General features: G+C 43.8%; 23 protein-coding genes. 19 read left to right on the forward strand and 4 right to left on the reverse strand.

Going from position 1 to position 26344, the window contains the following annotated elements; genetic code table 11:
• Window positions 1-275: 275 nt before the first annotated feature.
• Window positions 276-1277, reverse strand: a complete 1002-nt coding sequence (locus VGB26_15685) for a ParB N-terminal domain-containing protein (protein ID HEX9759216.1) — start codon at window positions 1275-1277, stop codon at window positions 276-278.
• A 251-nt stretch (window positions 1278-1528) separates the two neighbouring features.
• Here VGB26_15685 and VGB26_15690 point away from each other — a divergent pair, with 251 nt between their 5' ends.
• From VGB26_15690 to VGB26_15780, 19 genes are all read left to right on the forward strand, one after another.
• Window positions 1529-2275, forward strand: coding sequence for a hypothetical protein (locus tag VGB26_15690; GenBank protein HEX9759217.1), 747 nt, complete (start codon window positions 1529-1531; stop codon window positions 2273-2275).
• Window positions 2276-2584: 309 nt separating this feature from the next.
• On the forward strand, window positions 2585-3124 hold the full coding sequence (locus VGB26_15695; protein HEX9759218.1) for a hypothetical protein: 540 nt from the start codon (window positions 2585-2587) through the stop codon (window positions 3122-3124).
• A 181-nt stretch (window positions 3125-3305) separates the two neighbouring features.
• A complete protein-coding gene (gene xth, locus VGB26_15700; protein ID HEX9759219.1) occupies window positions 3306-4085 on the forward strand; it encodes an exodeoxyribonuclease III in 780 nt (259 codons plus the stop codon).
• Between the two features lie 123 nt (window positions 4086-4208).
• Window positions 4209-4877, forward strand: coding sequence for an ankyrin repeat domain-containing protein (locus tag VGB26_15705; protein ID HEX9759220.1), 669 nt, complete (start codon window positions 4209-4211; stop codon window positions 4875-4877).
• A 49-nt stretch (window positions 4878-4926) separates the two neighbouring features.
• Window positions 4927-5919 (forward strand): aldo/keto reductase, encoded by a 993-nt coding sequence (locus VGB26_15710; protein ID HEX9759221.1) that lies wholly within the window; start codon window positions 4927-4929, stop codon window positions 5917-5919.
• Window positions 5920-6047: 128 nt separating this feature from the next.
• Window positions 6048-6785, forward strand: coding sequence for a TVP38/TMEM64 family protein (locus VGB26_15715; protein HEX9759222.1), 738 nt, complete (start codon window positions 6048-6050; stop codon window positions 6783-6785).
• Window positions 6782-7528 carry a DUF3047 domain-containing protein gene (locus VGB26_15720; protein HEX9759223.1) on the forward strand — a complete coding sequence of 249 codons (747 nt, stop codon included), beginning with the start codon at window positions 6782-6784 and terminating at the stop codon, window positions 7526-7528. Before VGB26_15715 ends, VGB26_15720 begins: the two co-directional genes overlap by 4 nt.
• 156 nt (window positions 7529-7684) lie before the next feature.
• Window positions 7685-9520, forward strand: a complete 1836-nt coding sequence (locus tag VGB26_15725; GenBank protein ID HEX9759224.1) for a glycoside hydrolase family 15 protein — start codon at window positions 7685-7687, stop codon at window positions 9518-9520.
• A gap of 1 nt (window position 9521) precedes the next feature.
• Window positions 9522-10553: a hypothetical protein gene (locus VGB26_15730; GenBank protein HEX9759225.1), complete on the forward strand. Its 1032-nt coding sequence runs from the start codon at window positions 9522-9524 to the stop codon at window positions 10551-10553.
• A gap of 197 nt (window positions 10554-10750) precedes the next feature.
• Window positions 10751-11788 carry a CNNM domain-containing protein gene (locus VGB26_15735; GenBank protein HEX9759226.1) on the forward strand — a complete coding sequence of 346 codons (1038 nt, stop codon included), beginning with the start codon at window positions 10751-10753 and terminating at the stop codon, window positions 11786-11788.
• Window positions 11789-11933: 145 nt separating this feature from the next.
• The gene (locus VGB26_15740) at window positions 11934-12605 is read left to right on the forward strand and encodes an NfeD family protein (GenBank protein HEX9759227.1); all 672 of its coding nucleotides are present in this window, start codon (window positions 11934-11936) and stop codon (window positions 12603-12605) included.
• 695 nt (window positions 12606-13300) lie between these two features.
• Window positions 13301-14479, forward strand: coding sequence for a zinc-regulated TonB-dependent outer membrane receptor (locus tag VGB26_15745; GenBank protein HEX9759228.1), 1179 nt, complete (start codon window positions 13301-13303; stop codon window positions 14477-14479).
• Window positions 14480-14504: 25 nt separating this feature from the next.
• The gene (locus VGB26_15750) at window positions 14505-15419 is read left to right on the forward strand and encodes a metal ABC transporter substrate-binding protein (GenBank protein ID HEX9759229.1); all 915 of its coding nucleotides are present in this window, start codon (window positions 14505-14507) and stop codon (window positions 15417-15419) included.
• A 465-nt stretch (window positions 15420-15884) separates the two neighbouring features.
• Window positions 15885-16712: a metal ABC transporter permease gene (locus tag VGB26_15755; protein HEX9759230.1), complete on the forward strand. Its 828-nt coding sequence runs from the start codon at window positions 15885-15887 to the stop codon at window positions 16710-16712.
• A gap of 574 nt (window positions 16713-17286) precedes the next feature.
• Window positions 17287-17646 carry a PEP-CTERM sorting domain-containing protein gene (locus VGB26_15760; GenBank protein HEX9759231.1) on the forward strand — a complete coding sequence of 120 codons (360 nt, stop codon included), beginning with the start codon at window positions 17287-17289 and terminating at the stop codon, window positions 17644-17646.
• A 257-nt stretch (window positions 17647-17903) separates the two neighbouring features.
• On the forward strand, window positions 17904-19247 hold the full coding sequence (locus VGB26_15765) for an AAA family ATPase (GenBank protein HEX9759232.1): 1344 nt from the start codon (window positions 17904-17906) through the stop codon (window positions 19245-19247).
• The gene (locus tag VGB26_15770; protein ID HEX9759233.1) at window positions 19248-20495 is read left to right on the forward strand and encodes a tetratricopeptide repeat protein; all 1248 of its coding nucleotides are present in this window, start codon (window positions 19248-19250) and stop codon (window positions 20493-20495) included.
• Between the two features lie 211 nt (window positions 20496-20706).
• Window positions 20707-22077 (forward strand): DUF3422 family protein, encoded by a 1371-nt coding sequence (locus VGB26_15775; GenBank protein HEX9759234.1) that lies wholly within the window; start codon window positions 20707-20709, stop codon window positions 22075-22077.
• A 112-nt stretch (window positions 22078-22189) separates the two neighbouring features.
• Window positions 22190-22870, forward strand: a complete 681-nt coding sequence (locus VGB26_15780) for an FKBP-type peptidyl-prolyl cis-trans isomerase (protein ID HEX9759235.1) — start codon at window positions 22190-22192, stop codon at window positions 22868-22870.
• A 279-nt stretch (window positions 22871-23149) separates the two neighbouring features.
• Here VGB26_15780 and VGB26_15785 read toward each other — a convergent pair whose 3' ends face one another.
• From VGB26_15785 to glgC, 3 genes are all read right to left on the reverse strand, one after another.
• Window positions 23150-23884 (reverse strand): HAD-IIA family hydrolase, encoded by a 735-nt coding sequence (locus VGB26_15785; GenBank protein ID HEX9759236.1) that lies wholly within the window; start codon window positions 23882-23884, stop codon window positions 23150-23152.
• Window positions 23885-23997: 113 nt separating this feature from the next.
• Complete coding sequence (gene htpX, locus VGB26_15790) at window positions 23998-24882, reverse strand: protease HtpX (GenBank protein ID HEX9759237.1); 885 nt, start codon at window positions 24880-24882, stop codon at window positions 23998-24000.
• A 202-nt stretch (window positions 24883-25084) separates the two neighbouring features.
• The gene (glgC, locus tag VGB26_15795) at window positions 25085-26332 is read right to left on the reverse strand and encodes a glucose-1-phosphate adenylyltransferase (GenBank protein HEX9759238.1); all 1248 of its coding nucleotides are present in this window, start codon (window positions 26330-26332) and stop codon (window positions 25085-25087) included.
• Window positions 26333-26344 lie beyond the last annotated feature (12 nt).

A 26344-nucleotide genomic window follows, 5' to 3' on the forward strand; every position in this document is an offset into this window, starting at 1 on the left:
GCCCATGAAAACGGGGAAAAGTCAACGAATGTTGATGAAGCGTACTCGAAGATGCGAAAACAGGCGGACATCTGCGCACCATGGCGGTTCCCTCTGTCCAAGTTCAATCTAAATGCGCATTAAAATACAGACTCTAATTAACATTCCTTATTTGTGAAAGGTAACCACCTAAATTCCCCCCTTAGAAAAATGGGGGCAAGGGAGGATTTAATTTAAGGCTGACAAGGTTGGGAAAGGGTAACTTGAAGGGTGGAAAAAGGTTTAATTTTTGTAATTTATTCTATTTCCGGAGCACCCCCGGATCGGGCAATGTCTTCACCTTTAATTTTATCGATTTTGAATTTGTTAGCCCCTTGTTTCATTCGGTCCAGGGTTTCCTTGAAGGTGAGCGGTTCGGCATCTTTGGGTCTAAACCGAAGGGGATTACAGTGGGCAACCACAAAACTTTTAAGGTAAGGACTGGTTAGCCCTTTTTCTTTTAAAGCCTGGACCTTCTCAATGACAATATCATCCAAATCCAATAGGGTTTTTGCCCTTTGATGTCGAACTTCCAGTGCCTCCTCCAGAGGTTTCTTTAAAAATTGTTCCACCCGCTTGAGTATGGGATGATAGGCCCCTCCACTGAAACGGGGACGTTCTTCATAGGCTAACCCCAGCGTGATCAAGGAGGGTTCTTCAAATTCCAGTGCGTAAGACTCCTCGCTTTCTCTTCCTAATTGAGCAAGCTCCTTATACATCCGTATGACCTCCAATGCTCTCTCACGCAAATTGTGGGCTTTTTCGGTGTTTAGGGCCAGAATCTGATACGCAGTTGCGGATTCGGGAACAACAATGGCTGTAATGCTTTTGGCTCCTAATTCTTTCATGGCGGATAAGCGGTGATGGCCGTTAGGTGTCCAGTATTTTGCTTTTCCCTCTTTTTGTGCTCGGACCGCAATGATGGGATCCAGAAAGCGGCCGATCTTTCCAATAACCGTTTCCAATTTCCTGGCATGGGTATCCGAAAGGTTCCTTTGATATGGGGTTGGTTCTACCTGGTGGATGGGGAGGGCAGCCATAAGTAGCCATTTTCCCCCGAAGGGTTCCCGGAAAACAGAGAACACCTTTCCCCCATCGATCTCAATGGTTTGAAAGAGTTGATTTACCTCCGCAGGAGGGGCCGCGGTTTGAAGTTCCGTAGGCAATAACCCCACGGATAGCCCCGCCGGTTTTTTACGCCTTTTTCTGGTTCCAGGGGTTTTTGATTTTTTGGGTTTTTTCTCGGCCATGGTTTCCATTATAGGATTCAAGCCAAACAATGTCTAATGGAGAAGATTAAAACCTATGGACCACAAAGGATATTGAAACACAGCATAATATAAAACCCTATATATTGTTTTTTCATTGACAAATTTCTTATTTTTATTTTAACCAAACTAGAATTTTTAGAAGGAGGAAAATGCGGTTCCTTTTTGCTGAAGATGGAAGACAAGACCACCCCACCCCACCCGAAAGGGAATGGGCCCCTTGGTGGGGGTAGGTGGGGTTAGTGTGCCCAGAATCCCTGAGCCGGCTGGATAGTCAGATGGAAGAACTATGTGAGGGTTTTGGTTTTCCAAAAGGTGCCCCCTTTCAATGGGTCCCTAATGAAGAACTCTGGATGAATGACAATCTCAACGAGGAAAAAAAGAGCAACTTTTTTATTCAGCTATTAACTATAACCAATAAGTTTGGGGTAAAAGCCATGGTAGCCATTGAGGATACCAAACTAGGAACCGCTACAAAGACAGCCCCGGATGGATTTGCAGATGTGATTTCTTTGTTCCTTGAGCGAGTTCAAAAGCATTTATCCAAAGGTCAGGAAGAGGGAGTTTTAATTATTGATGAAAAGAATGGGGAGAATAAAAGAAAAGGAAAATTCCTCATTAACTACCTTGAACTTTTACAGAGCAGCCCAACCTATGTAAAACCTCAACGGATTTCACTGAATGTTCTTTCCACCCCAGCACGCTTTAATCGCTTATTACAATTGGCGAAGGTGATTACCTCTTGTTCCGTTGCCATTGTAGGAGGGGAGGTTCATCTCTCCTCTCCTGTTTTTTCACATATTAAGCCGCTTTTTTTAAATGAAATGGGAAGAATCGGGGGAGTGGGCCTTAAAATTCACCCTGATATCCGGTATAGCAATCTCTATCATTGGCTCCTTGGGGATTCTTTCCTAATTCGCGTATCCAAAAACTCAGGTATTCCGTTACCCTCCTCAAAGTACCCCTATTACAGCTCCGTGGATTTATAGATTTTCTTCCGAAAAACCTTTTGAAAATTTTTAATAAAAAAATTATTAAAAATATTTTAATAATCCATATATTGCAAAAGTTTACTGAGGTTTAACTTTAACAAAAAAAGTTTTAAATTTTATCATTATAAAAAATTTTCCGATAATACAGATATAGTTTTCCTTCGATATTTTTCCCTTAGAAAATGGAGGATATTTATGTTGAGATGGACATTCATTCTATCAATATCTCTTGTTTTTCTCTTCCCCTTGATCTCCTTTTCTGAGGAAGGGGGCTTATGGATAGGAGGTTTCAATTTAGAGTTGGGAATGCAAAAGAAAGAGATTGTGGAAAAGCTAACCGGGAAGTATCGATTCGTAGAGCAGGAAGATAGGCTAATGCTCATGGAGCAAAACGGGGAGAGGGTAAAAGTTGTGGGTGTCTTATATTTTAAGAAAGGGAAATTAAGTTATGTGTCAAAAGGCTGGGGAGAGTATGAGGGGTTCCAGATGGATACCCTGGGAAAAACACTGTTATCCCTTTTCCAGAACCTGAAAAAAGGAGGGCTCACCTCAGCCAATATCGCTGTTGGATCTACACGGGAACCTCAGAATACCACCCATACCATTCAAATGGATTTTGGAAAAAAGAAAATTCGGATTAAAATTTTTGAAGGTCAAATGGCCTCCCCTCACATTTCGATTTTTGAAGAATTAGGTGAGGAAGAAAATGTGCCCCCAAGGTTATTTCTTCCCAAGGAATCACCCGCCCTGATGCCGGAAAAAGATGTTGAAAAAGGTGGGCCCTTCAAGGAAGGGGAGATTGAGTCCCCAAAAACTTCAAAATCTTCCCGGCCGGTGATTATTTAAAGGTTTGCACCCTCAAAGCCTAGATTAGGAATCATTTATCCCCTTCTATGGTTTTCTTGCCCGGGTTTCCTCCCTTAATTTAAGGTTTCCTGTTGACATTTTTGGTTTTAAAAAGGCATCCTATTTATAAACTGCCTAGTGCTTTCTTTTTCTTAAAAATTTTAATTACATCAAAGAATCCATGGCTTTTTTAAAAATTGGAACCTGGAATGTCAATTCCATTCGGACCCGCCTGCAGGCGGTGTTGCAATGGCTAAAGGAGCAGGACCCCCATGTCCTTTGTCTTCAGGAAACAAAGGTTCAAGATGAACAATTTCCAAAAAGCCCGATTGAAGAGGCGGGATTCCATGTGGCCTTTAACGGCCAGAAGGCATACAATGGCGTTGCCATCATCTCTAAACTTTCTCTAAGAGATGTTTCCATGGATTTTGACGGAAATCCTAATCCTTTACAAAAGAGGTTTATCGGGGCAACCGTTGGGAGTGTACGGGTGATTAACGTCTATATTCCCAATGGGTCTGAAGTAGGATCCCCTGCTTTCCAATTTAAGCTGGATTTTTTTGGGAAGTTGTCGGGTTATATCAAAAAGATTTATACCTTAGAGAATCCCTTAGTACTGGTGGGAGATTTTAATGTGGCCCCTGAGGCCATTGATGTTTATGACCCCGTTGCCATGGAAGGACAAATTCTGTTTCATCCCGATGAGCGAAGAGCGTTGGGAGAATTTGGAAAATGGGGTCTGGTAGATCTTTTTCGGCATTTCCATTCAAAGGGAAATGCTTTTACCTGGTGGGATTACCGAATGAATGCTTTTCGCAGGAAAATGGGGTTACGGATTGATCATATTTTTGCAACACCATATCTTGCACAACGCTGCAGGGAATGTGAGATTGATTCGGAACCCAGGAAAAAGGAAAAACCATCGGACCATGCTCCGGTTATAGCCACTTTTGAAATCTAGATAACTGTTTAATTTAAATGGGAAAGTTAAATAAAGGAAAAAAGAGAAATTAAAAACATTAGGCCTGTGTATAAATATTTTATATTGAATGGTTTTTTAATTTTCGGAGCCCTAGGGGTCCTTTTGTTTTCCATAACCTCTTGCACCCAAGACGCAGGTTCCGAACGGAGAAAAGCCGCAAGGAACGAATTAAAAAGAATGGGAATCTCTTTTTCCCCTCAGGCCTTTATGGAAAGTATTAAAAAGGGTGAGGTGGGAACGGTGAACCTGTTTTTGGCCGGCGGGATGGATCCCGAAACAAAGGACAATTTTAATCAGACTGCTTTGATGTACGCGGCAATGGAGGGGAGAAATAGTGTGGTGAAGGCTCTGGTAGAAAAAGGGGCCAATGTAAATGGCTATAATAATAAGGGCGGAACGGTTTTAATGTTTGCGGCCATGAACGGTCATGACCGCACGGTCAAAACCCTTTTAGAAAAAGGTTCTTTTGTCAATTCGAGCACTCGGGACGGTTTAACCGCTTTGATGGTAGCTGCCGGTGCGGGTCATAACGATACGGTGATGACACTGATTGAAGGAGGGGCTGAGATTAACGGGGGGGACGGTATTGGACAAACCGCTTTAATGCATGCTGTTGCCGCAGAGCGTACCGGAACAGTAAAATCCTTGTTGGAAAATGGTGCGGATCCCAATGCTAAATCATCCAGAGGTTCATCTGTTTTAGCCATTGCTAAATCCCAGGGGTTTACCGATATTATTCAACTGTTGGAAGAAGCCCAAGGTCAAAAATGAAGGGTTTTAAATTTATAATATTTCAGTTTAAGTATTCGTGTGTAATCTTTTGGAAAAATTGATCCTTTCTGGGACAGAAATTCAAACCTCACGAATCGGTTTGGGCACATGGGCCATTGGTGGATGGCTGTGGGGAGGAACCGATGAAACGGATTCAATCCGAACCATTCAGTCTGCCATTGATCGGGGAATTAGTTTAATCGATACCGCCCCGGTCTATGGTTTTGGCCGGTCGGAAGAGATCGTTGGAAAAGCTCTGTCTGAATCCAATTATCGTGAGAAGGCGCTGATTGCCACCAAATGCGGATTAGAATGGGACAATGGCAATATTTTTAGAAATTCAACTCAAAGACGAATTCACAAAGAAATTGAGGCCTCACTAAAAAGGCTTCAAACCGATTGCATCGATTTATACCAAATTCATTGGCCCGACCCATTGGTTCCTTTTGATGAAACCGCACGGACCATGGAGGACCTCCTGAAACAGGGAAAAATCCGGGCTGTGGGGGTCAGCAACTATTCTCCAAATCAAATGGATCAATTTCAAAAAGCAGCTTCTCTTCATACCAGTCAACCTCCCTATAATTTGCTCGAACGGGGAATTGAACAAGATGTGTTACCTTTTTGCCATAAAGAGGGTATCACCACACTTGTTTACGGTGTGCTTTGCAGAGGTCTTCTTACAGGAAGGATGAATTTAAATACCCAGTTTAAGGGGGATGATTTGAGAAAAATAGATCCAAAGTTCCAGCCCCCTTCATTCGGGCATTATTTAAAGGCGGTCAAAGCATTGGATCAATTTTCAAAAGACCGGTATGGGAAGAGCGTGTTAGAACTTTCGGTCCGTTGGGCAATGGATCAACCCGGGGTGTCGGTGGTTCTTTGGGGTGCAAGGAGACCTCAACAACTGGACCCAATAGAGGGAGTGATGGGCTGGTCTTTAAATCAGGGGGCCTTATCCCTCATAGACCAGATCCTCGAGCAGAACATTCCTGGGTCCATTGGACCCGAATTTATGGCTCCTCCGGCTCGTCATGGATAAACCCGCTATTTTTTTTATATTCCTAATGTGAAGTATTGCCTATGGACTATCAATCTCCTTAGGTTTTACCAGTAAAAAACAAAAAAAATTTTGTATTTTTAAAAACAATACCTTTTAAGGGGAACAAAATGGAAACGACGGTAAAAGAAAAACCCTCATTTGCAAAATGGTTGATCCTTTTTGTTTTTGGGTTTGTGATTGCCTCATTTTTTTATTTTGATTTAAGCCAGTTTCTCAGTCTTACCTCTCTGAAAGAAAATAAAGAAGCCCTCCAAAACTATACCCAGAGCCATTACCTTTTGGTGGTGGGTTTATATATTCTTATTTATATCGTTCAAACCGCTTTTTCTCTACCCGGGGCCGCCATCCTCACCTTAGCCGCAGGTTTTTTATTTGGCGCGTTTTTAGGTACAGTCTACGTTAATATCGGGGCAACCGCAGGTGCGACTCTGGCTTTTATTGCTGCCCGGTATCTATTCCGGGATAGTGTGGAAAAAAAGTTTGGGACAAAACTGGATTCCATTCAGCAGGGTTTTTCCAAAAATGCCTTTAATTATTTATTAACGTTACGGCTCATTCCGCTTTTCCCTTTTTTCCTGGTTAACCTTGCTTCGGGTTTGACCCGAATGAAACTTCCCACCTATGTGGGTGGAACCGCATTGGGAATTCTGCCGGGGAGTTTTGTCTATGCCAATGCCGGAAAACAGCTTGGGACCATTAATGCTTTAGAGGATATTGCTTCTCAGGGGGTAATTGGTGCCTTTGTGTTGTTAGGCCTCCTTGCCCTGGTTCCTGTAGTTTACCAGAAGCTGAAAAGAGCTCCTATGGAAAAACAGGTTTTCGACGCAGGAGATTCCAAAAAATGAGTTCCCTAAAAGGGTTGGCGTTTGGTTTATTGGTTATCCTTTTCTTTCTTGATCCATCTTTTGCTGATCGACCAAACGTCCTGAAGGTTGGGGAATTTTCCAAAGCAGTGGAGGGTGAAAATATCCCGGAGGGGTGGGAGCCATTGACCTTTAAAAAAATTTTGACCCACACCCGGTATGAAGTGATCAAAGAGGGGGATGTGACCGTTATTCAAGCGATGAGTGACGGTGGGGCCTCCGGTTTGACCCGAAAGATACATATCGACCTAAAAGAATATCCTGTTATTCAATGGCGCTGGAAGGTAGACAATGTGATTCAAAGCAGTGATGTTTTCAGCAAAGAGGCCGATGATTATGCGGCCCGGATCTATATTACCTTTGAATATGACCCGGATAAGGTGAGTTTCGGTAAAAAGGTGAAATATAAAGCCGGCCGTCTCATTTTTGGAGACATCCCCATTGCGGCCATCAATTATATTTGGGAGAGTAAAACACCAAAGGGAACGATTGTGGATAATGCCTATACAGATTTTGTCAAAATGATTGTGGTAGAGAGTGGAGAGGAGAGGGTGGGGGGGTGGGTTGAGGAAGAAAGAAACGTATTCGATGATTATAAAAAAGCCTTCAATGAAGAGCCTCCCTTGATCAATGGGGTTGCAATTATGACCGATACCGATAATACTGGTGAATCGGCCCAAGGGTTTTATGGGGATATCATTTTTAAAAAAGGTCCTGGTTCATGAACCTAAATCGTCCAAAAGAATTCAAACCAGAAAATCTTTCCTTTTTACCCCGAAGGCATTTCAGAATTTTTCACCTTCATCAATGGTGGAAGTCTCCATTTTTCAAAAAGTTGCGCTCAGGAAGCAGTATGTTATTGTTTATTTTAGGAGTTTGAGATGGCCTATATTCCCATAGAAGACTATGGTTTGATCGGTGATATGCACACTGCGGCATTGGTTGGGAAAAATGGCTCTATTGATTGGCTGTGTTTTCCCCATTTTGATTCCCCCAGTGTTTTTGGGGCAATTTTGGATGATCAAAAAGGCGGACGTTTTAAGATCTCACCTATCAATTCAGACGTCCATTGCAGACAATTTTATTGGCCAGAAACAAACGTTCTTGTGACCCGTTTTTTATCTCCCCAGGGGGTGGGCGAAATTGTAGATTATATGCCTATCGATATTGGGATAAAAGGTCATGGAGAACATCAGCTGGTCAGGCGTGTCAGTGCCGTCCGAGGAACCATTTCCTTCCGGATGGAATGTTTCCCCGCGTTTAATTATGCCAGGGATGAACATAAGACGGATGTTTTTCAGGAAGGGGCAGGATTTTACTCAAAAAATTTATGTTTGGGCCTTGGGACCAGAATTCCTTTAAGAAGGGAAAGAAATGGAGTGGTTTCTGAATTTACTTTAAACGAGGGAGAGACTACGACCTTTATTCTTCAGGATACCGAAGGTGAGTTTGGATGTGGAGCCTGCCTTTCCGAACCGGAAGCAGATGAATTATTTCGGAAAACGGTTAATTTTTGGCGCCATTGGATCTCAAAATCCAAATATACAGGCAGGTGGCAGGAGATGGTTCACCGCTCAGCCCTAGTCTTAAAACTATTGACCTATGAACCCACCGGGGCCATCGTGGCCGCTCCAACTTGCAGTCTTCCTGAGGGGATCGGAGGAGAACGAAATTGGGATTATCGCTTTACCTGGGTAAGAGATGCCGCTTTTACCTTATATGGATTGATGCGGATCGGTTTTACCGAAGAAGCCGCCAAATTCATGAATTGGTTGGAAGCCCGTTGCGGAGAAATTAACCCGGATGGTTCTCTTCAGATCATGTATGGGATTGACGGGCGACACCGGATTCCGGAAGAGACCCTGGACCATTTAGAAGGCTATAAAGGATCCCGTCCGGTTCGAATCGGAAATGCCGCCTCTTCTCAATTGCAGCTTGATATATATGGAGAGTTATTGGATTCTGTATACCTTTATAATAAATACCGATCCCCAATTGCTTATGATTTTTGGTTACATCTGCACCGTTTGTTGGATTATGTTTGCGATCATTGGGTTGACCCCGATGAGGGGGTTTGGGAAGTCAGGGGAGGAAGGAAGCATTTCACCTATTCCAAATTAATGTGCTGGGTGGCCCTGGACCGCGGTTTACGATTGGCCGAGAAACGCTCCTTTCCTGCGGATCGGCAAAGGTGGCGCGAAAACCGGGATAATATTTATAAGGAAATTATGAGTAAGAGCTGGAATAGGGAGCGGAAAGCGTTTGTACAACATTACGAAAGCGCCTCCTTAGATGCTTCCAATTTGATCATGCCTCTGGTTTTCTTTTTATCCCCTGATGATCCTAGGATGTTAAAAACACTGGATGCAACTCTCCAATCACCAATCAAAGGGGGATTGGTATCCAATAGCCTTGTATACCGGTATAATTTATCTGAAACAAGAGATGGTTTGTCTGGAGAAGAAGGGACCTTTAGTATGTGTACTTTTTGGCTTGTGGAGGCCTTAACTCGTGCAGGGCGGACCGACTCGGGGAAACTGGATCAAGCCCGTTTGTTATTTGAACAGATGCTGGGATATGCCAACCACCTGGGGTTATACGCTGAACAGATTGGCCACAGCGGTGAAGCCCTTGGAAATTTTCCTCAAGCTTTTACCCACCTTGGTTTAATCAGCGCAGCCTACAACCTAGATCGTGCCCTTGGAAAAAAAGACTAGGATGGTTCAAAAACCTAAAGTTATAATTGAAACTATACAGTATAAAGATTGGAATTGTAAAAGAATTAAGAACGGCCCACTTGAGTTAATTCTCCTTCCCCAGATCGGAGGAAGAATTATTGGGATAAATTGGAAAAGTCATGACCTATTTTTTACCCAACCGGAAATGGAAGGTAAAACCAAAAAAAATTCAGAATATATATTCCATCATCAATCCAAAAATCGAGGGACCGGTTCTCCCCTTTGGGGAGGAGATCGGACATGGCTTTCCCTCCAAACGGGTTGGCCCAAAGGAAATACTTTTAACGATTTAGATAGTGGGCCATACGAATTCTGGGTGGAAGAAGGGGGCCCGGAAACCGCAAAAGTGGGGATGAGAAGCCCGGTTTGCGGGGAAACGGGAATCCAAATCACCCGGTTGGTCGAGACCGCCTCGGGGGTTCAGGAATGGGGAGTGACTCACGGTATAAAAAATTGCTCTTTGAAGGATATCCACTTTGGAATTTGGGCAGGGACCATGGTTCTTCGACCCGGAAAAGTTTACTTTCCCCGGTGGAAGAAATCCCCTTTTCCTTTGGGAATAAAAACCTTTGATGAAATAAAGGGATCCATTGAGGTTCGAAACAGGGTGGTCAATGCCATGGGAAAACTGGGGATTATCGATTGTGGAGACCCCGACGCCTTTAAATTTGGTGCTGACGGGCAGGAGGGGTGGATGTTGGGAATATTGGAAATCCCCAATTTGGGTTTGGTTGGGTTTAGAAAACAGTTTCCCGTCTTCTCTGACTGGGGGTATGGACATGACTGTATCACAGAGGTCTTTAATTCCGATCAGTATCCCTATTTTGAAATGACCATCCATGGGCCGTTAATCTCCTTAAAACCTGGTGAACGGTTTGAGCTTCAGGAAAGGCAGGCCCTTTTTGATGTTTTGCAATGGCCGAGGCGGGAAGTGGATGTGAGGGAAATGGTTGCACGATCCTTTTCTGGAAAAATCGGCCGGGATTTGGTTCCCTTAAAAAAATCAGTTTGACCCTCCTTTTTTTCTTCTGCCCCCTTTTGGATGAGAAACCGTCCCCTATTTTTTTCCTCATTTTAAGGGAAGAAAATACGGTCCAAAAGGATGCCAAGATAAGGTATTGAAAAAATGAAAGAAATTCTACAAAATATGACCTAAATCTTAAAGAAGCAGAAGAGATTGAATTTTAACCACAAGAAAAAGGAAAATATATGCAAGCATTTACCTGGATAGGAATGGCAGTCTGTATTTCACAGTCTGCCATGTTTTCCGGTCTAAATTTAGCTTTTTTTAGCATCAGTAAGTTGCAACTAGAGATCGAGGCGACCCATGGGAATCGAAGTGCCCACAAGGTTTTGAGTTTAAGAAAAGACTCCAATTTTCTTTTGGCGACGATCCTTTGGGGAAACGTTGGAGTAAATGTTCTACTTACTTTGTTATCTAATTCAGTCATGGTTGGGGTGGTGGCGTTCTTTTTTTCGACCTTTGTTATTACTTTTTTTGGCGAAATTATTCCACAGGCTTATTTCTCAAGGCATGCCATGAAGATGGCTTCATTAATGGCCCCTGTCCTTCGTATTTATCAGTTTCTCCTCTTTCCTTTGACGAAACCAACATCCTATATGCTTGATAAATGGCTGGGGAGGGAAGGCATTCAATATTTTCATGAAAAGCACCTGGAGGAACTCATCCGGATGCATATTATATCCTCGGAGTCGGACATTGATCGATTAGAAGGGAAAGGCGCCTTAAATTTTCTGGCCATTGACGATCTGACCATCATAGACGAGGGGGAAATCATTGATCCTAGAAGTATTATTGCCCTTCCCTTTCAAGGAAACCGGCCGGTTTTTCCCATTATAGAATTTTCCCCATCAGACCCCTTCTTGAACAAAATTCAATTGTCGGGGAAAAAATGGATAATCGTTACAGACCCATCCAATGAACCGAGGATCGTATTTAATTCGGATACCTTTTTACGGGATGCCCTGTTTAAAAGCCAATCCTTTAATCCCTACCTCTATTGCCATCGCCCCATTATCGTAAAAAATCCGCAGACCAGTCTGGGAGGCGTGATTCCTCAGCTGAAGGTCCATCCCATGCGTTCCGATGATGACGTGATTGATGAAGACATTATCATTTTGTGGAGTGACCAGAAAAAAGTGATTACCGGGGCCGATATTTTGGGAAGACTAATGCGCGGAATCGTTCATCAGCAGAATGTTCCGTTCCAAAAACTGGTGAAATAAGATCAAAAGGGTTTAGAAGTTTATTCTTATTTGGGAGAAATTCCTCAAAACTTTCCTCCTCATTGCCACGGAAGCGGGGATCCAGAGGGAAAAACCAAAAAATAGATCTGATTCCTTCCACTACTTGGACCTGAGGGAATCCACAATGGTCAAACAGGTTCGCGTCATACGAAATACCCTCATCATGGGTGGTTTTTGCGGGCTGATTCTTTGGTTTGACCGGGAAAGCATCACAGCAAACCTTAAGGCCGTTGGTTGGGGGGTATCGATCGGGATTGCCTATGGCCTGGTTTATTGGGCCCGGTTGGTCAGGCGGATTAGCCGCAAAGACCGAAGGTTTGAGCGAAATAAGATCTTTGTCAAATTCATCTCCCCATTAGAAGTTTTTCTTCTCGCCATGGCAACAAGCCACTATATTTTCATCGGAATTGCCTTTATCATTCTGGCAGCCTCCATTTTCGATTGGCTCTCCGGGTATTGGTGGAGCGTTTTGATCGGAAGTTTCGGGATCAGCGCGTCTGTTTTTTTGAGTTTTAGAATCCTTATTTATGAGCGAAAAAATGGTCCTGTCTTTTATCAGTATGATACCCGGGCTTGGACCGGACCGGAGGCCTTGCTTTATCAAACCGGGGAGGTGGTTCAATCCCTGACGCCGCACGGAAAAGTGTTTGTCTATGGAGAATTATGGAACGCGGTATCTTTAAGCGGAGAACCGATTGAGAAGGGGGAGAAAATCGAAGTCATTTCCCGAAAAGGACTGACGCTTCATGTGGATCGTGCGCCAAATGAATTGGAAGAGGAAGGAGAAAACCGGTGAAAAATTTTTAACGAACGATGGAAATAAAACGGGATTGTCACAACAGATACAAAGAGAGGGCTTGAAAATTTTGTCGTTTTAATGGTTATGGAAAGAAATTCAGCATGAGGGGTGAATTCAATCCGGGGTTTCTATTATATCTGGGACGATTTTTTTAGGGGGGGTCGCTTTTTAAAATATACAATCTTGAATGTCCTATTAGATTTATATTTCATTTTTATTTGATTGACAAAACAAGATTTTTTGAAATAATATCCCCTATCCTTTATTGATCTGCAAAAGACGCCCTATGACTGCAAAAAAAAGGTTCCTTCCCACAGCATTCGCTTTTGGTTTTGTCTTATATCTTCTTGTATTTTCCTCTTTTGCCCTTTTTCACGTGTACGCTCAGAATGAAATCTCAGATCCACGGGGTTGTCAGATTGGGTTGTGGGTTCAAAACGGGGAAAAAATTTCCCAAACAAGCCCACCTATCCCCGTGGGCCTTGTTTTTCTTTTTTACCTTTCACCAAAGAACGATATTGTTTTTTCTTCTTTTGGAAAAGGACCCCTTCCCAATAGGGGCCCGCCTTCCTTAATCCTCCTTTAGCTCTTCATTTAAAGAAATCTCACATTGTGGCGAGAATCTAATTTTCCTTTGGAATTTCCTTTTGGTTTTCCAAGGAATTTCAATAGATTTCCAGTAAGGAGGGACAATGCGCTGGGTTCTTATCGTTTTATTCCTTTTCATTTTTTCGAATGACGCAATGGCACAGGGAGGAGCCATCTCCCAAGCGAAAAATCTATTTAATCCTGAGATTGGTTTAAACGGCATATTTTCAGCCGCATATTTTTCAGAACCGGACAATCTTCAGTTTGGGGCCCATGATTCCAATCAAAGGGGTTTTAATCTTCAAAACATTGAATTATCTCTTGGGTCTGCAGTGGATCCATACTTTCGTGCAGATGCTCATCTTATTTTTGGTTTGGAAGATGGGGAATCCTTTATCGAAGTGGAAGAGGCTTACTTTACCACTTTAAGTTTGCCCCATCAGCTTCAACTCATTGGAGGGCAGTTTTTTGCCCGGTTTGGACGGTTTAATCCACAGCATCCTCATCAATGGGATTTTGCGGATCAGCAGATCATCAATAGCCGTCTTTTTGGAGGAGATGGATTAAGAAACCTCGGATTCCAGATTTCTTGGTTATCCCCGCTTCCCTTTTACTTGGAACTCATTGGAAGTATGCAAAACGCCAAGGGGGAAACGGCCTCAAGTTTTTTATGGGCGGAGGGTGATGTGGTGGGAGGCCACCCGATCGGTAACCGAACCGTTGATGGATTAGATGATTATTTATATATGGGTCGGATCAAGACCGCATGGACACTTTCAGAAACGCAAGAAGTGATCATCGGGACATCGGGATCGTATGGTCCCAATGGAACCGGTACCCATACGGATACCATCCTTCTGGGTGTCGATTTCTATCACAAATGGGTACCGGTTACCTCTCGAAGGGGATTTCCGTTCACTTCGCTACAAGCCGAGGCGCTCTGGCGTCGTTATGAGGCGGGGGATTTCACCGGAGCGGGAATACCGGATGAAATATTGAGAGACTATGGGTTTTATGTTCAAGGGCTTTGGGGTTTTATCGAGCGGTGGGTGGTGGGCGGTCGGGTAGAGTATGCAAACGGAAATGGAGACAATGCGACTGACCCCCCTCGGGATCTGCGTTGGCGCTTTTCTCTGGATTTAACCCGTTACTTTAGTGAATTTTCCCGAATGCGACTTCAGTACAATGTCGATTTTGCTGAGCATCTGAACGATAAAGCCGTTCATGCTGTTTTCCTGCAGTTTGAATTCTCGATTGGAAAACATGCTGCCCATACGTTTTAACCATTTTTAAAAAGGAGTTTCAATCGTGAAAAAAAGTGTCGTTCTGTTCATTCTGATCTTTTTAATGAAAGGCCTGGTTTGGGGGGCTTCCTTAAAGGTTGTAACCACTACGGAAGATCTGGCTGCTATTGCTCGGGAGGTGGGAGGAAATCTAGTGACTGTTGAGAGTATAACTCATGGGGCTCAAGATCCCCATTTTTTAGAAGCAAGACCAAGCCAAATGCTGAAGGCATCAAAAGCGGATCTTTTTATACAAATTGGGTTGGATTTGGAAGTGGGATGGGTTCCACCACTTTTGGTAGGGGCTCGAAACCCAAAAATCCAACCGGGAGCATCCGGATACCTGGACACCTCCAATGCAATTACACCATTGGAGGTCATGACCGTTCCGGTGGATCGATCCAGAGGGGATGTCCACCCATTTGGAAATCCTCACTATTGGCTTGATCCTGAAAATGGGAAAATGATATCTAAAACCATTTCGCAACGAATGAGTCAAATGATTCCCGAACAGGCGATGACCTTCCAAAAAAATCAGAAAAACTTTGAAATTCACCTGAACGAAGCCATTTCAAAATGGAAGGAGAAACTTAAACCTTATCAAGGAACCAAAATAGTTACCTATCATAACAGCTGGTCCTATTTTGCAAAGCGGTTTGGCCTTGATGTGGTTGCGTTTGTTGAACCCAAACCCGGTATTCCCCCATCCCCTGTTCATGTCAACAGTCTTATTCCATTAATGAAAACAGAAAACGTTAAACTCATCATTATGGAGCCTTACTTTAATCGGTCGATTCCAAATCTTTTGGCGAGAGAAACCGGTGCAACCGTTGTGGTTTTGCCTCCGTCTGTCGGCGGAGAGAAGGGAGTCAAAACCTACAAAGATCTTTTTGACCATCTTGTAGGGAAAATAACCACCTCCTTATCAAAGGGTTCCTGAATGATGCTGGAAATCCTATCTATTTCATTTTTGCGCCAAGCCATTTTTTTCAATTTCCATTTTGGCGTTCATGGTGGGTTGTACCACAATGAAAGAGGTTTTTAATCCAGAAATCCATGAAATGACCGTTGAAGATGCACGAAGCCTGCATAACTTTCGGGATGTCCGTCATTTTCACCGGAGCCTTACAGCAATCCAAAGCAGGCGAATCAATCAAATTTTCTGGGAAGAAATATCAAAGGAGGGAGATGAAATCACATATTTCAAGGCGCAAAAAAGAAAACCTTTGAGGGACATCAGACACATCTTCCTAATGTCATGTCTCGGAAATACTTTGAATCATTGAGGCCGTCATTCCCGCGCAAGCGGGAATCCAGAAGCCAAAAAATATTGGATTCCGATAATTTTTTCCAAGGGAAAACATTTTTAGGTTAAAAAAACTTTCGGAAAGAAAATAGACCATTCATGATGCTTGAAATACTGTCCATTCCTTTTATGCGCCAGGCGATTTTTGCAAGCTCGATTCTGACTTTCATGCTGGCCTACCTAGGAATTCATGTGGTGAAACGCCGGATCGTTTTTGTAGATCTTGCCATCGCCCAGTTATCCGCTGTGGGTGTGGCTTTTGCCATGTTATTTGATTTCAACCCGCTTGTGTTTTCTTTAGTTTTTACGTTAGTAGGAGCCGGTTTATTATCTATCCCCGAATATGAGAAGAGGATTCCCCAAGAGGCCATTATGGGAATCATCTATGCAGTGGCATCCGCAATCGCGGTTTTGTTAATTGCCAACATCCCTCATGGAGAAGCGGACATTCTTAATCTGTTTTTTGGAAATATTTTGGGGGTTACCACACAGCAATTATTTGTATTACTCGTTGTTTTTGGCTTTGTGACCTTTATCCATATTTTATTCTCGAAAAAATTCATTCAAATCACCGAAACCTCTACTGTCGATCCATCTAATAAAAGTCATAAACGGTTTTGGAACCTTATCTTTTATCTTACATTAGCTTTGGTTATTGCGGTAGCCATTCGGACAGCAGGAGTTCTTCTGGTCTTTAGCACCTTGGTCATACCTGCCGTGACGGCTTTATTGTTTTTCCAACGGTTTTCTCACCTTGTCTTAACGGCTCTGGGGATTGGATTGATCGCAACGTGGACCGGTTTTATTAGCTCCTTCCAATTTGACCTCCCCACTGGACCCACCATTGTGACCGCCCTGGGAGGTTGGCTGTTTTTTGCAAGCCTGGTGAAAACTTCCATAAAATTTTTTAAAAAGAAGAAACCATAGGGATTTTTAAAAATCTCTATGACTTTTAATCCCCTTATTCCGTTTTGGATTAAAAATTTTAATTAACCGACCATGTACGTTGTTTCGGATGATATATCTAACGGAGTTCACTTTACCACCTTCTATCAAGACAAATGACCGGAAGCCGTAGGGCGCAAAGCGATAGACCTTATTTGGATAGCAGGGCTATCGAGGTCACCAGGAAATATTGTCAATTTGGTAGCCCGGTTTTTTTAGAGATAGTTTAAAATGGATAAAATGGTCTTTTTCTTTGTTTCACTTATTTTTCTAATGTTTCCTGGAAAAGGGAACGCTATTTCCTGGGAGTACTCCGCTTCTGGTTCAGTCTTAAGTTCACAAGGGAATTTATTGAACATTTCTGGGTCTATGCTCCTTGATGGTGAGATAAGGGATTGGCAAACATTTTTGCCTTGGGTACCCCCCTCCACTTCCTTTCAGGGAACTCAGAATGCATTTTTTATTTTTAATTTCGACCTACACATTGGAAATTAAATTTTTATGGAGGAGGGCCATTCAGCAATCCAGGGAATGTTAATGCTCTATACTTTTTGAAATGGTTGATGTTATTTCTCCTGGAATTTATGATTATGGCGCGCCTGATTGGTTCCTTGAAGGTAGCGGTGATTTCAATTTTTGGTTAGATCAGGTCCATACGTTTTCCAATGTAAATGGAACCCGTGCATCCCTTCAGGAAATATTCCAGCAACCTCCCGCAATGATCCGCTTTCATAATTTATTTAGTGGATCAAATTCTAATCCTTCAATTGACCCAGGGGGTTATCTTGATCCTATCGATCCCAAACTTCAAATTACGTGGACCCGGATTGCGGCTGTTCCAGAACCTTCTGTAATATTCCTTCTCGGTTCTGGCCTTGTAGGATTGGCATTTTTTAAGAGAAAGTTAACGGGATAGAGTTTTAACAATGGATTTCCTACTAAAATACCCAGCGGTCATCGGGCCGATGGGTATTTTTTATTGCTATGTTATTGATTTCAAGAAGAAAGATTTAATTATGGACCCTTATTCAAAAATCGCACTTTCATGAAGAGAGTGGCATATTTCCTGACCCAATCTGAATTACTTTTTAATCCCCAAATTTCACTGTTTTTTTTACCTTTCTTGACACACTTTCCACCCTCCGATACCTTTACGTTATGCCTTCAGAAAGTGTGCCTGCACCGGATTCCATTATTGCGGCCCTGCGAGAGGCGGTTCGGGTTTCCCCAAACAGTTTGGATCTTCGGCGGAATTATGGCGATATGCTTCTAGGTTATGGGAAGGCCGAAGATGCCGAAACGGAATATCGTGAGGCCCTTTCCCTTTTTCCCCAGGACCCACAGCTCAAAGTAGGACTTGCCAGCGCCTTTTATCAGCAAGGGAAATACACCGCGTCTTTGGTGATGGTAGAGGACTTGATGAAGAGTTCTCAACCTCCTGCCCGAGGCTGTTTGTTGTATGTTCGGCTTCTGGTGCAGGATTCAAAAATTGAGGAAGCGGTCATACAGTACAAAAAAGCGGTCAAGATTGATCCTTCCGTTGCCGATTCCGATTTGGAAGAGCGGCTTGGAATTTTTCAGGATGAAGAGGAGTCGGAGATCGTTGACGGAAAAGTTAGAAACCGGGGGGGAGGGGAATCCGAAAAACCCGATCTGAGCATGGAACGGCCTACGGTGACTTTCGAGGCCGTAGGGGGGATTGAGGGGGTCAAAGAAGAGATTCAAATGAAAATTATTCATCCCTTGGCCCATCCCGAGATTTACAAAGCTTATGGCAAGGCGGTTGGCGGGGGAATTCTCATGTACGGGCCCCCGGGGTGCGGAAAAACCCATCTGGCCCGTGCAACGGCAGGTGAGGTAAAGGCGGGGTTTATTTCAGTAGGCATCAACGATGTTTTAGATATGTGGCTCGGTCAGAGTGAACGAAATCTTCATGAAATTTTTGAACAGGCTAGAAATCACAAACCCTGCGTTCTTTTTTTCGATGAGGTGGACGCCCTGGGTGCGAGCCGATCGGACATGCGGCAGAGCGCAGGGCGGCAGCTGATTAACCAGTTTTTATCTGAACTTGATGGAATCAAAACAACGAATGATGGTGTGCTTATCCTTGCGGCCACCAACGTTCCCTGGCATTTGGATTCTGCCTTTCGCCGGCCGGGCCGGTTTGACCGGATTATTTTTGTTCCCCCACCCGACGCCCCAGCAAGGGAGACCATTTTGAGAATTCTTCTTAAAGGTAAACCGACTCAGGATATCGATCATCAGCACATTTCCAAGAAAACCGATGGTTTTTCCGGTGCGGATCTGAAAACCCTTGTGGATGTTTCCGTTGAAGGGAAGCTACAGCAAGCCATGAAAAAAGGAGTGCCGGAGCCTCTGACCACCAAGGATCTCCTTTCAGCCCTTAAAAAAAGAAAACCTTCAACAAAGGAATGGTTTTCTACGGCCCGTAACTATGCCCTGTATTCTAATCAGGGAGGATTTTATGATGAAATTCTTCCTTATCTCAATATCTAAATGAACCCAAACATCGAAAAAGGCCGCCTCCTGATTCAACAGTCCCGATACCCGCTTGCCGAGGAGGAGTTTCGAAAAGGGATTTCAAATGACCCCGAAGACCCTATCGCTCATGCCTTGTTGGCGGTTTCTCTTTCGAGGCAGAAAAAATATGATGAATCCGTACAGAATGCCAAGACAGCCATTGGCCTTGCCCCGGATTTGGGGTATTGCCATTATGTCCTGGCCAGCGTTTTGGATGACAAAGATCAAACACGGGAAGCGGAAACCGCCATCCGGGAAGCCATCCGGTTGGAACCCGATGATGCGGACTACCTCGCTCTGTTGGGAAGTCTGCTATTGCAACAGCGCCGATGGAAAGAAGCCCTTCAAGTGGTGGAAGAAGGACTCAGGGAGGATCCGGAGCATGTGGAGTGCGCCAATTTTCGTGCAATGGCCCTCAACAAATTGGGAAGAAAAGAGGAAGCCTCCGCGTCCATTGAGGGTGCTTTGGCAAGGGACCCCGACAACGCCTCCACCCATGCCCGGCGAGGGTGGATTCTTTTGGAACAGGGAGATCAAACCCAAGCACTGGAGAATTTCCGCGAAGCCCTTCGGATTAATCCCCAAATGGTTTGGGCCAGGGAGGGGATCGTGGAGGCCCTCAAAGCCCGGAACATCCTCTATCGCGTTTTATTAAAATATTTCTTCTGGATGTCCAATTTCAGCCCTAAAGTTCAGTGGGGGATCATAATTGGGGCTTTTTTTTTCATCCGCTTCCTTAGGGAGATGGGAAGGGAGAACCCAGATCTTGCTCCTTTTGTGTTTCCCTTGATGGGTGCCTATCTTTTATTTGTTCTCCTGACATGGGTGGCCGACTCTCTTTTCAACCTGTTGTTGCGTTTGGATCGCTTTGGAAGGCTTGCCCTCTCTTCCGAACAGCTGCTGGCCTCCAATTGGATTGGGGGATGTCTTTTTTCAGGATTTGCAGGAATCGGGGGTTGGTTATTGATGGAGAATATTTTATTACTTTTTGCCGGGGTAGGTTCGGGGCTCCTGATGATCCCTATTTCCGGTATTTTTCGAGCCAATCAAGGAAAAGGGCGAAATTTCCTGATTGCTTATACCATTGGATTAGCAGGGTTTGGAATGATCTCTCTTGGGCTGGGTCTATCGGGATTTCAGTCCGCTTCGGTGCTGGGGATTTTGTTTTTTGCGGGATGTGTATTATCCACCTGGATTTCAAATGCAGTGATTCTTCGCAGCTAAATGTTTTTTATCCTTGACCACTGTTATTGCGTGGTTTTTCAAACCCTCCGAAATATTCCCGAGCTTCTTCCTTCTGGTCACCACCCAATCTAAATTTCCTCCACCTGGGGAAACAGAAACGGTTTCATCACAGAGATTGAAATTTTTCCTCCAAGATGTTATAAAAGCTGAATCTTTTTATACTTTTACTTTTACCGAAGGAGAGCTTTCTGTGGAACCTAACCCTGGGAGAGAAATTAAAATCCCTCTCCAACGCCTTCATGAGCGGCCTAAAAAATACCTGGGGGAATGGCTCGATTTTCCGGCCCATGTTCACCATACGGCATTTCGGATGAAGAACCCTCCTTTTGAAAGGCCGGAAAGCCGCCAGCAATTTCTTCACGTTTTAAAGGCATTGGAAATTGAAGAAGCCAATTGCAATGTCATGGAAAAATTCGGGTTTGGAGTTCGGATTGAAGAGAATGGTGACCGGCTCGTAATCGTTTGGGAAGCCCACACAGAATATTACAGTTATCAGATTTGGCATATTCCTGATGATAAAAACCTATTGTTCGATTTTGGTCCCATCAGCCTCCCTGGATTTGAGTTTCCGGTGTCCCCTTTGGGAGACCGGGTGACCTCGTTGGATATTATTTTTTCCCAGGAACCTAAAATTAAGCCCGACCTGATCAGGGGATTGTTGCCCGGCCCTCATGTTTATGGAAGCCAGGTTTTTGGAGAGGAAATTTCCATCGTCACCAGTTTTACCCCGGATGAGCATATGCGGGAGAGGTATTTAATTTTTTCCGCTTCTCCAAAAGCGCTTCTTCAACTTCTTCCCCAGGTGATTGATGCGGTGGCCACCATGGAAAATTACTATCATCTGTTGTTGCTCCCTTTTCCGGAATTCTCAAAAGCGGTTGACCGGATTCATCAGTTGGAGCAGCACCACCTGGAGCAGCGGACCAGTATTACCGCTGAACTTTCTACTTCGGATTCAAAGACGCTCCAAGGGTGGGTTAATCAGTTAACCCAGGATTTTTTGGAGGTCAGCCGTTTTGCCGAAGCCATGCGGTACCAGTTATCCGCCTCGGTACCTTATAATACAATTGTCATTTCCACCATACGGGCCCTTCAAGAAAAACACCATCCTCCTTTTCTTCCCCTTTCGGATTATGTCCTGGGGGGAATTTCCGGGGTTGCAGATGGTTACGGGCAGTTAATCCGGCGTATTGAGGCCGTTGAATCCGATTTTCAAGGGAGTATCTCCGTGATTCGGACCCGTGTGAGCCTGATGCAACAGGAGCAGAACCTGGTTTTAGAAGATCAAAATTTAAAATTACTCTCCAATGTGGATAAAACAACTAAAAGCCAAGCGGTTCTACAACAGACGGTGGAAGGTCTTTCCGTCATCGTGATTGCTTACTATCTTTCCGGATTGGCCAACCATGTGTTTAAGGCCATGGAAGGGATGGGTTGGATTGCAAGTGCGACTATAGCCACCGGACTGTTTGTTCCCATTTCCATCGGGTTTTCAATTGCTTTAATTTATTTTGGGAGGAAGTTTATTTATAAAAAAATGTGGCCAATGGGAAAAATTTAAAACGTTTTTTCTGTGCAGGGTCCAATACCGGTTTGCCAAAGCCGAGAAAAAATAGGTGCAGGAAAAAAACTTTAGATGCGATCCCTTCCGGGGATCGAAGAAAGGAGTTTCAATGTTGTTACGGATAGTTTTTTTTATGAGTGTTTTAATCTTTTCCAGTCAGGCCTTTGGAGAGGATCAGAAAAATCTGAAAAGCGCCAGGGAAAAAGCAAGCTATTCCATCGGTCTGAATATTGGAAGTGACATGAGAAGTCAGCCTGTGGAGCTTGACCTGGATGCCCTTACTCTGGGAATTAGAGATTCTTTTTCCGGAAAAGAATCAAGACTCTCGGAAGATGAGAGACGAGATGCCATGAATCAGCTTCAGCAGGAAGCCATGGCCAAAGCCAAAGAACAAGCCGAGAAAAACCAGAAAGAAGGGGAAAAATTTCTTGCTGAAAACAAAAAAAAGAAAGGGGTCGTTACACTGGCCAGCGGGCTCCAATATAAAGTCATTAAAAAGGGAAAGGGGGAAAAACCCAAATTAACCGACCAAGTAACGACAAACTATAAGGGAACCTTAATTGATGGAACGGAGTTTGATAGTTCCTATGGCCGGGGGGAACCCGCCACTTTTCCTGTCAATGGGGTGATTCCCGGTTGGACGGAAGCGTTACAGTTAATGGAAGTGGGTTCTAAATGGGAGCTTTATGTTCCTGCAAACTTAGCCTATGGTGAAAGGGGAGCCGGCCAAAAAATTGGACCTCATTCCACCCTTGTTTTTGATGTGGAATTGCTTTCCATAAAGAATTAACGGGGGTATTTCCTTAAAGCCTTCATTCCTCTAACCTGAGGAGTAGGCTTGGGTAAATTGCCGCCCCAGGCAAAAAATATTTCCTTTTATTTTACCCCGTCCCCTTTCCTTCGGGAAAGGGGACGGGGCCTTTTCGGTTACCCGTTTTAGAACAGCTTTCTTTAGAATCGGTTGGCCGAGATTCCAAGAGGGTCCTTTATGTGGGGTTGGATGAAGGACAGATTTACTGAAGTAAAAACGGGGAAATGAAATGGAATAAAGATTTTGACTAGCCGAGGGTTAAATTTCGATGGAAGTCACCGAGTCTAAAATTCTGGTAGGCCGGTAAGGAAAGTGTTCTATATCTTCTTTTTTCGTAACCCCTGACAATACGAGAATCGTTTCCAACCCGCTTTCAATTCCCACTACCACATCGGTATCCATTCGATCTCCCACCATTATGGTATTTTCCGAATGTTCTCCCAATTTCCTGAGGGCCGACCGCATCATTAGAGGGTTGGGTTTTCCCACAAAATAGGCTTTGCAACCCACGGCCTTTTCAATTAAAGCCACCAAGGCCCCAGTGGCTGGAACAATTCCGGTGTCACTGGGCCCTGTTACATCGGGATTGGCTCCGATTAACCTAGCTCCTCCCTGTATAAACCGGATGGCCTGGGTAATGTGGTGATAATCATAGTGTTGGGTGTCTCCCACCACAACATAATCAGGTTGGTATTCCGTAATGATATACCCGGCTTGATGTAACGCGTCGATCAGCCCTGAACCCCCAATCACGAAAGCGGTTCCTTTTGGTTTTTGAGAGGAGAGGAAGCTTGCGGTAGCAAGTGCAGAGGTGTAGAGGTGTTCAACAGTAACCCTTAACCCGATTTGTTCCAAACGATGTTGCAGATCCCTAGGAGTTCTTTCCGAGTTGTTGGTCAGGATGAGAAACTTTCGTTTTTCCTTTTTCAAACGTTCAATAAACAGATCTGCTCCCGGGATGACTTTATTCCCGCGGACCAATACACCGTCCATATCTATCAAAAGGCTTTTCGATGTTTTTTGTTCCACCTAAGAGGATTCTTTCATTTATACGAAAACGGGAACAGGAGGTAGTTTCGTGGTTTAGATTAATTTCAAAAAAGATTTTAAAATCCCTGAAGTGCTGAGATGCGCTCCTCAATGGGGGGGTGGGTTGAGAATAGGTGTAACCAACCCCGGGAGGTTCCCGAGATTTTCATTGTGGCAAAAGAATCGCTGGTGCTGTATTGGGGCTTGGCGGTTTCCACAAAACGGCCAATGGTTTGAAGAGCCCCCACCATGGCTTCTTTTCCGTATTTCTGTGCCGCAAAACGGTCCGCTGCAAACTCACGCCTTCGTGAGAACCAGCAAATGGGGATCATGGCCAAGAAAGAAAGAATGATTTGAAGAAAGAAATAGGTAGCAATGCCCAGCATGTAATTTCTCTCCATGACATGTCGTGAAACGAGATTACTAATAAAATAGACAAACGTATTCATCAACCCCGCCAAAACAGTGGTGGTGAACATATCACCATTAAAAATATGGCCCATTTCATGGGCCAAAACGGCTCGAACCTCCCGTTCCCGCATTGATTGGACCAAGCCGGTTGAAACCGCAACCATAGCATTGTTTTTGGATGGACCTGTTGCAAACGCATTGAGATCCGGAGATTCATACACCCAGACCTCTGGCATTTTAATTTGAAGGGATGTGGAGAGTTCTTGAACGGTCCGATAGACCATTTGTTCGGTGGCCGATTTGGGTTCTTTAATTTGAACTGCACGGAAACTCATTTGAGCAATTTTTTTGGAAAAAGCAAGACTGATAAAAGCTCCCCCAAACCCGAGTAACATAGACCAAACAAGGATCGTTTGATTAACAGAGCCCCTAACGTCGATTCCAAACATGGGAAGGACAACATTTACCAAAATGGTAAATGTAATGGATAAAGTAATAAAAATGAGTATGTTGGATAAAATTAAAAGAAAAATACCCTTCATATTTTTCATTTTTTGATTTTTCTCCTTAATTACTTTTTAAACCCAACAAAAACTTTTTTTAGGGTATTAAGGTATTAATTTGTTTGGGTTAACCTGATCGGGTAATAAATAGGATAAATCCATTTTTCAATTGATGTCAAATCTTATTCTTTAAATGAGTTTTTTAAAAAAAATATTAGGGGCCCCTCTGAATTAAAAAAGAGAGAAAAAATCATTTTTTGGGGTCATTTAGTGCCCTTCCTCCCATTGACAAACCACGGGGAAAAACAACCAATCCGGATTTGGTCACATAATATTTTTCCCTATCCGAAGCAATATCGTAACCAATGCTGGCCCCCGGAGGGATGACATTGTATCGGTCAAATACAGCTCGACGTATCCGAGCTTTTTCACCCACGATGGATCCGTCCAAGACAATGGAATCTTCAATGGAGGTACCCTGTTCAATGCGGACATTTCTTCCAATGACCGAACGGGTGATGGTTGCATCGACTACCCGGCTTCCCTGACCGATTAAAGTTCCGTCTAAATGAGATCGTTCAATTCTCACTGCGGGTCCATCAAAATTATCGGTCATGATGGGCCAGGCATTGTTATGAAGATTAAACGTTGGGAACTCTCCTAATAGATCCATATTGGCCTTCCAATAAGCCTCTAGTGTTCCCACATCCCGCCAATATCCATGCTCTTCATGAGGTTGTATTCCCGGGATTTGGTTTTGAAAAAAATTGTAGGCAAACACATTGTTAGATCCGATCAATTTCGGAATAATATCCCCGCCAAAGTCATGTGATGCGGATTGGCCTGCGTCCTGCTCCAAGGCCTGATTGAGAACATCCGTATTAAAAATATAGTTTCCCATGGAGGCAAATGCTTTTGTTGGGTCCTCGGGCATGGGGGGAGGTCTTTTTGGTTTTTCCTCAAAACCGATAATTTTATTTTGTTCATTGGTCTTAACGATTCCAAAATCCTTTGCAAAATGAATAGGAACCGGGAGAGCAGCAACGGTTGCATCTGCTTTCTTGTCCAGGTGAAATTGGATCATTTGATTGATATCCATTCGGTAAATATGGTCCGCCCCAAAAATAGCAACCAGCTCAGGTGAAAAATCCCGGATGAGGTTGAGGTTTTGGTAAATGGCATCGGCGGTTCCCTGGTACCAGCCGCTCCTTTTTTTCATTTGAGGGGGGACCACGGTGATAAAGTTCCTTTGAATTCTTCCGCTAATTCGCCATCCACGGCGAAGATGTTCAATGAGGGATTGGGATTTATACTGGACCAGAACATAAATGGACATCAGTTCTGAATTAAGGAAATTGCTGAGAACAAAATCGATGATCCTATATTTTCCCCCGAACGGAACCGCGGGTTTGGTCCGGTCCGTGGTCAGCGGCATCAGGCGTTCCCCCTTTCCACCGGCAATGACCATGGCCAAAATTTTTGATTTGTTAATTTCCATTGGGTTTAGTAA

The organism is Nitrospiria bacterium, assembly GCA_036397255.1.
In the GTDB taxonomy this organism is placed as follows: domain Bacteria; phylum Nitrospirota; class Nitrospiria; order DASWJH01; family DASWJH01; genus DASWJH01.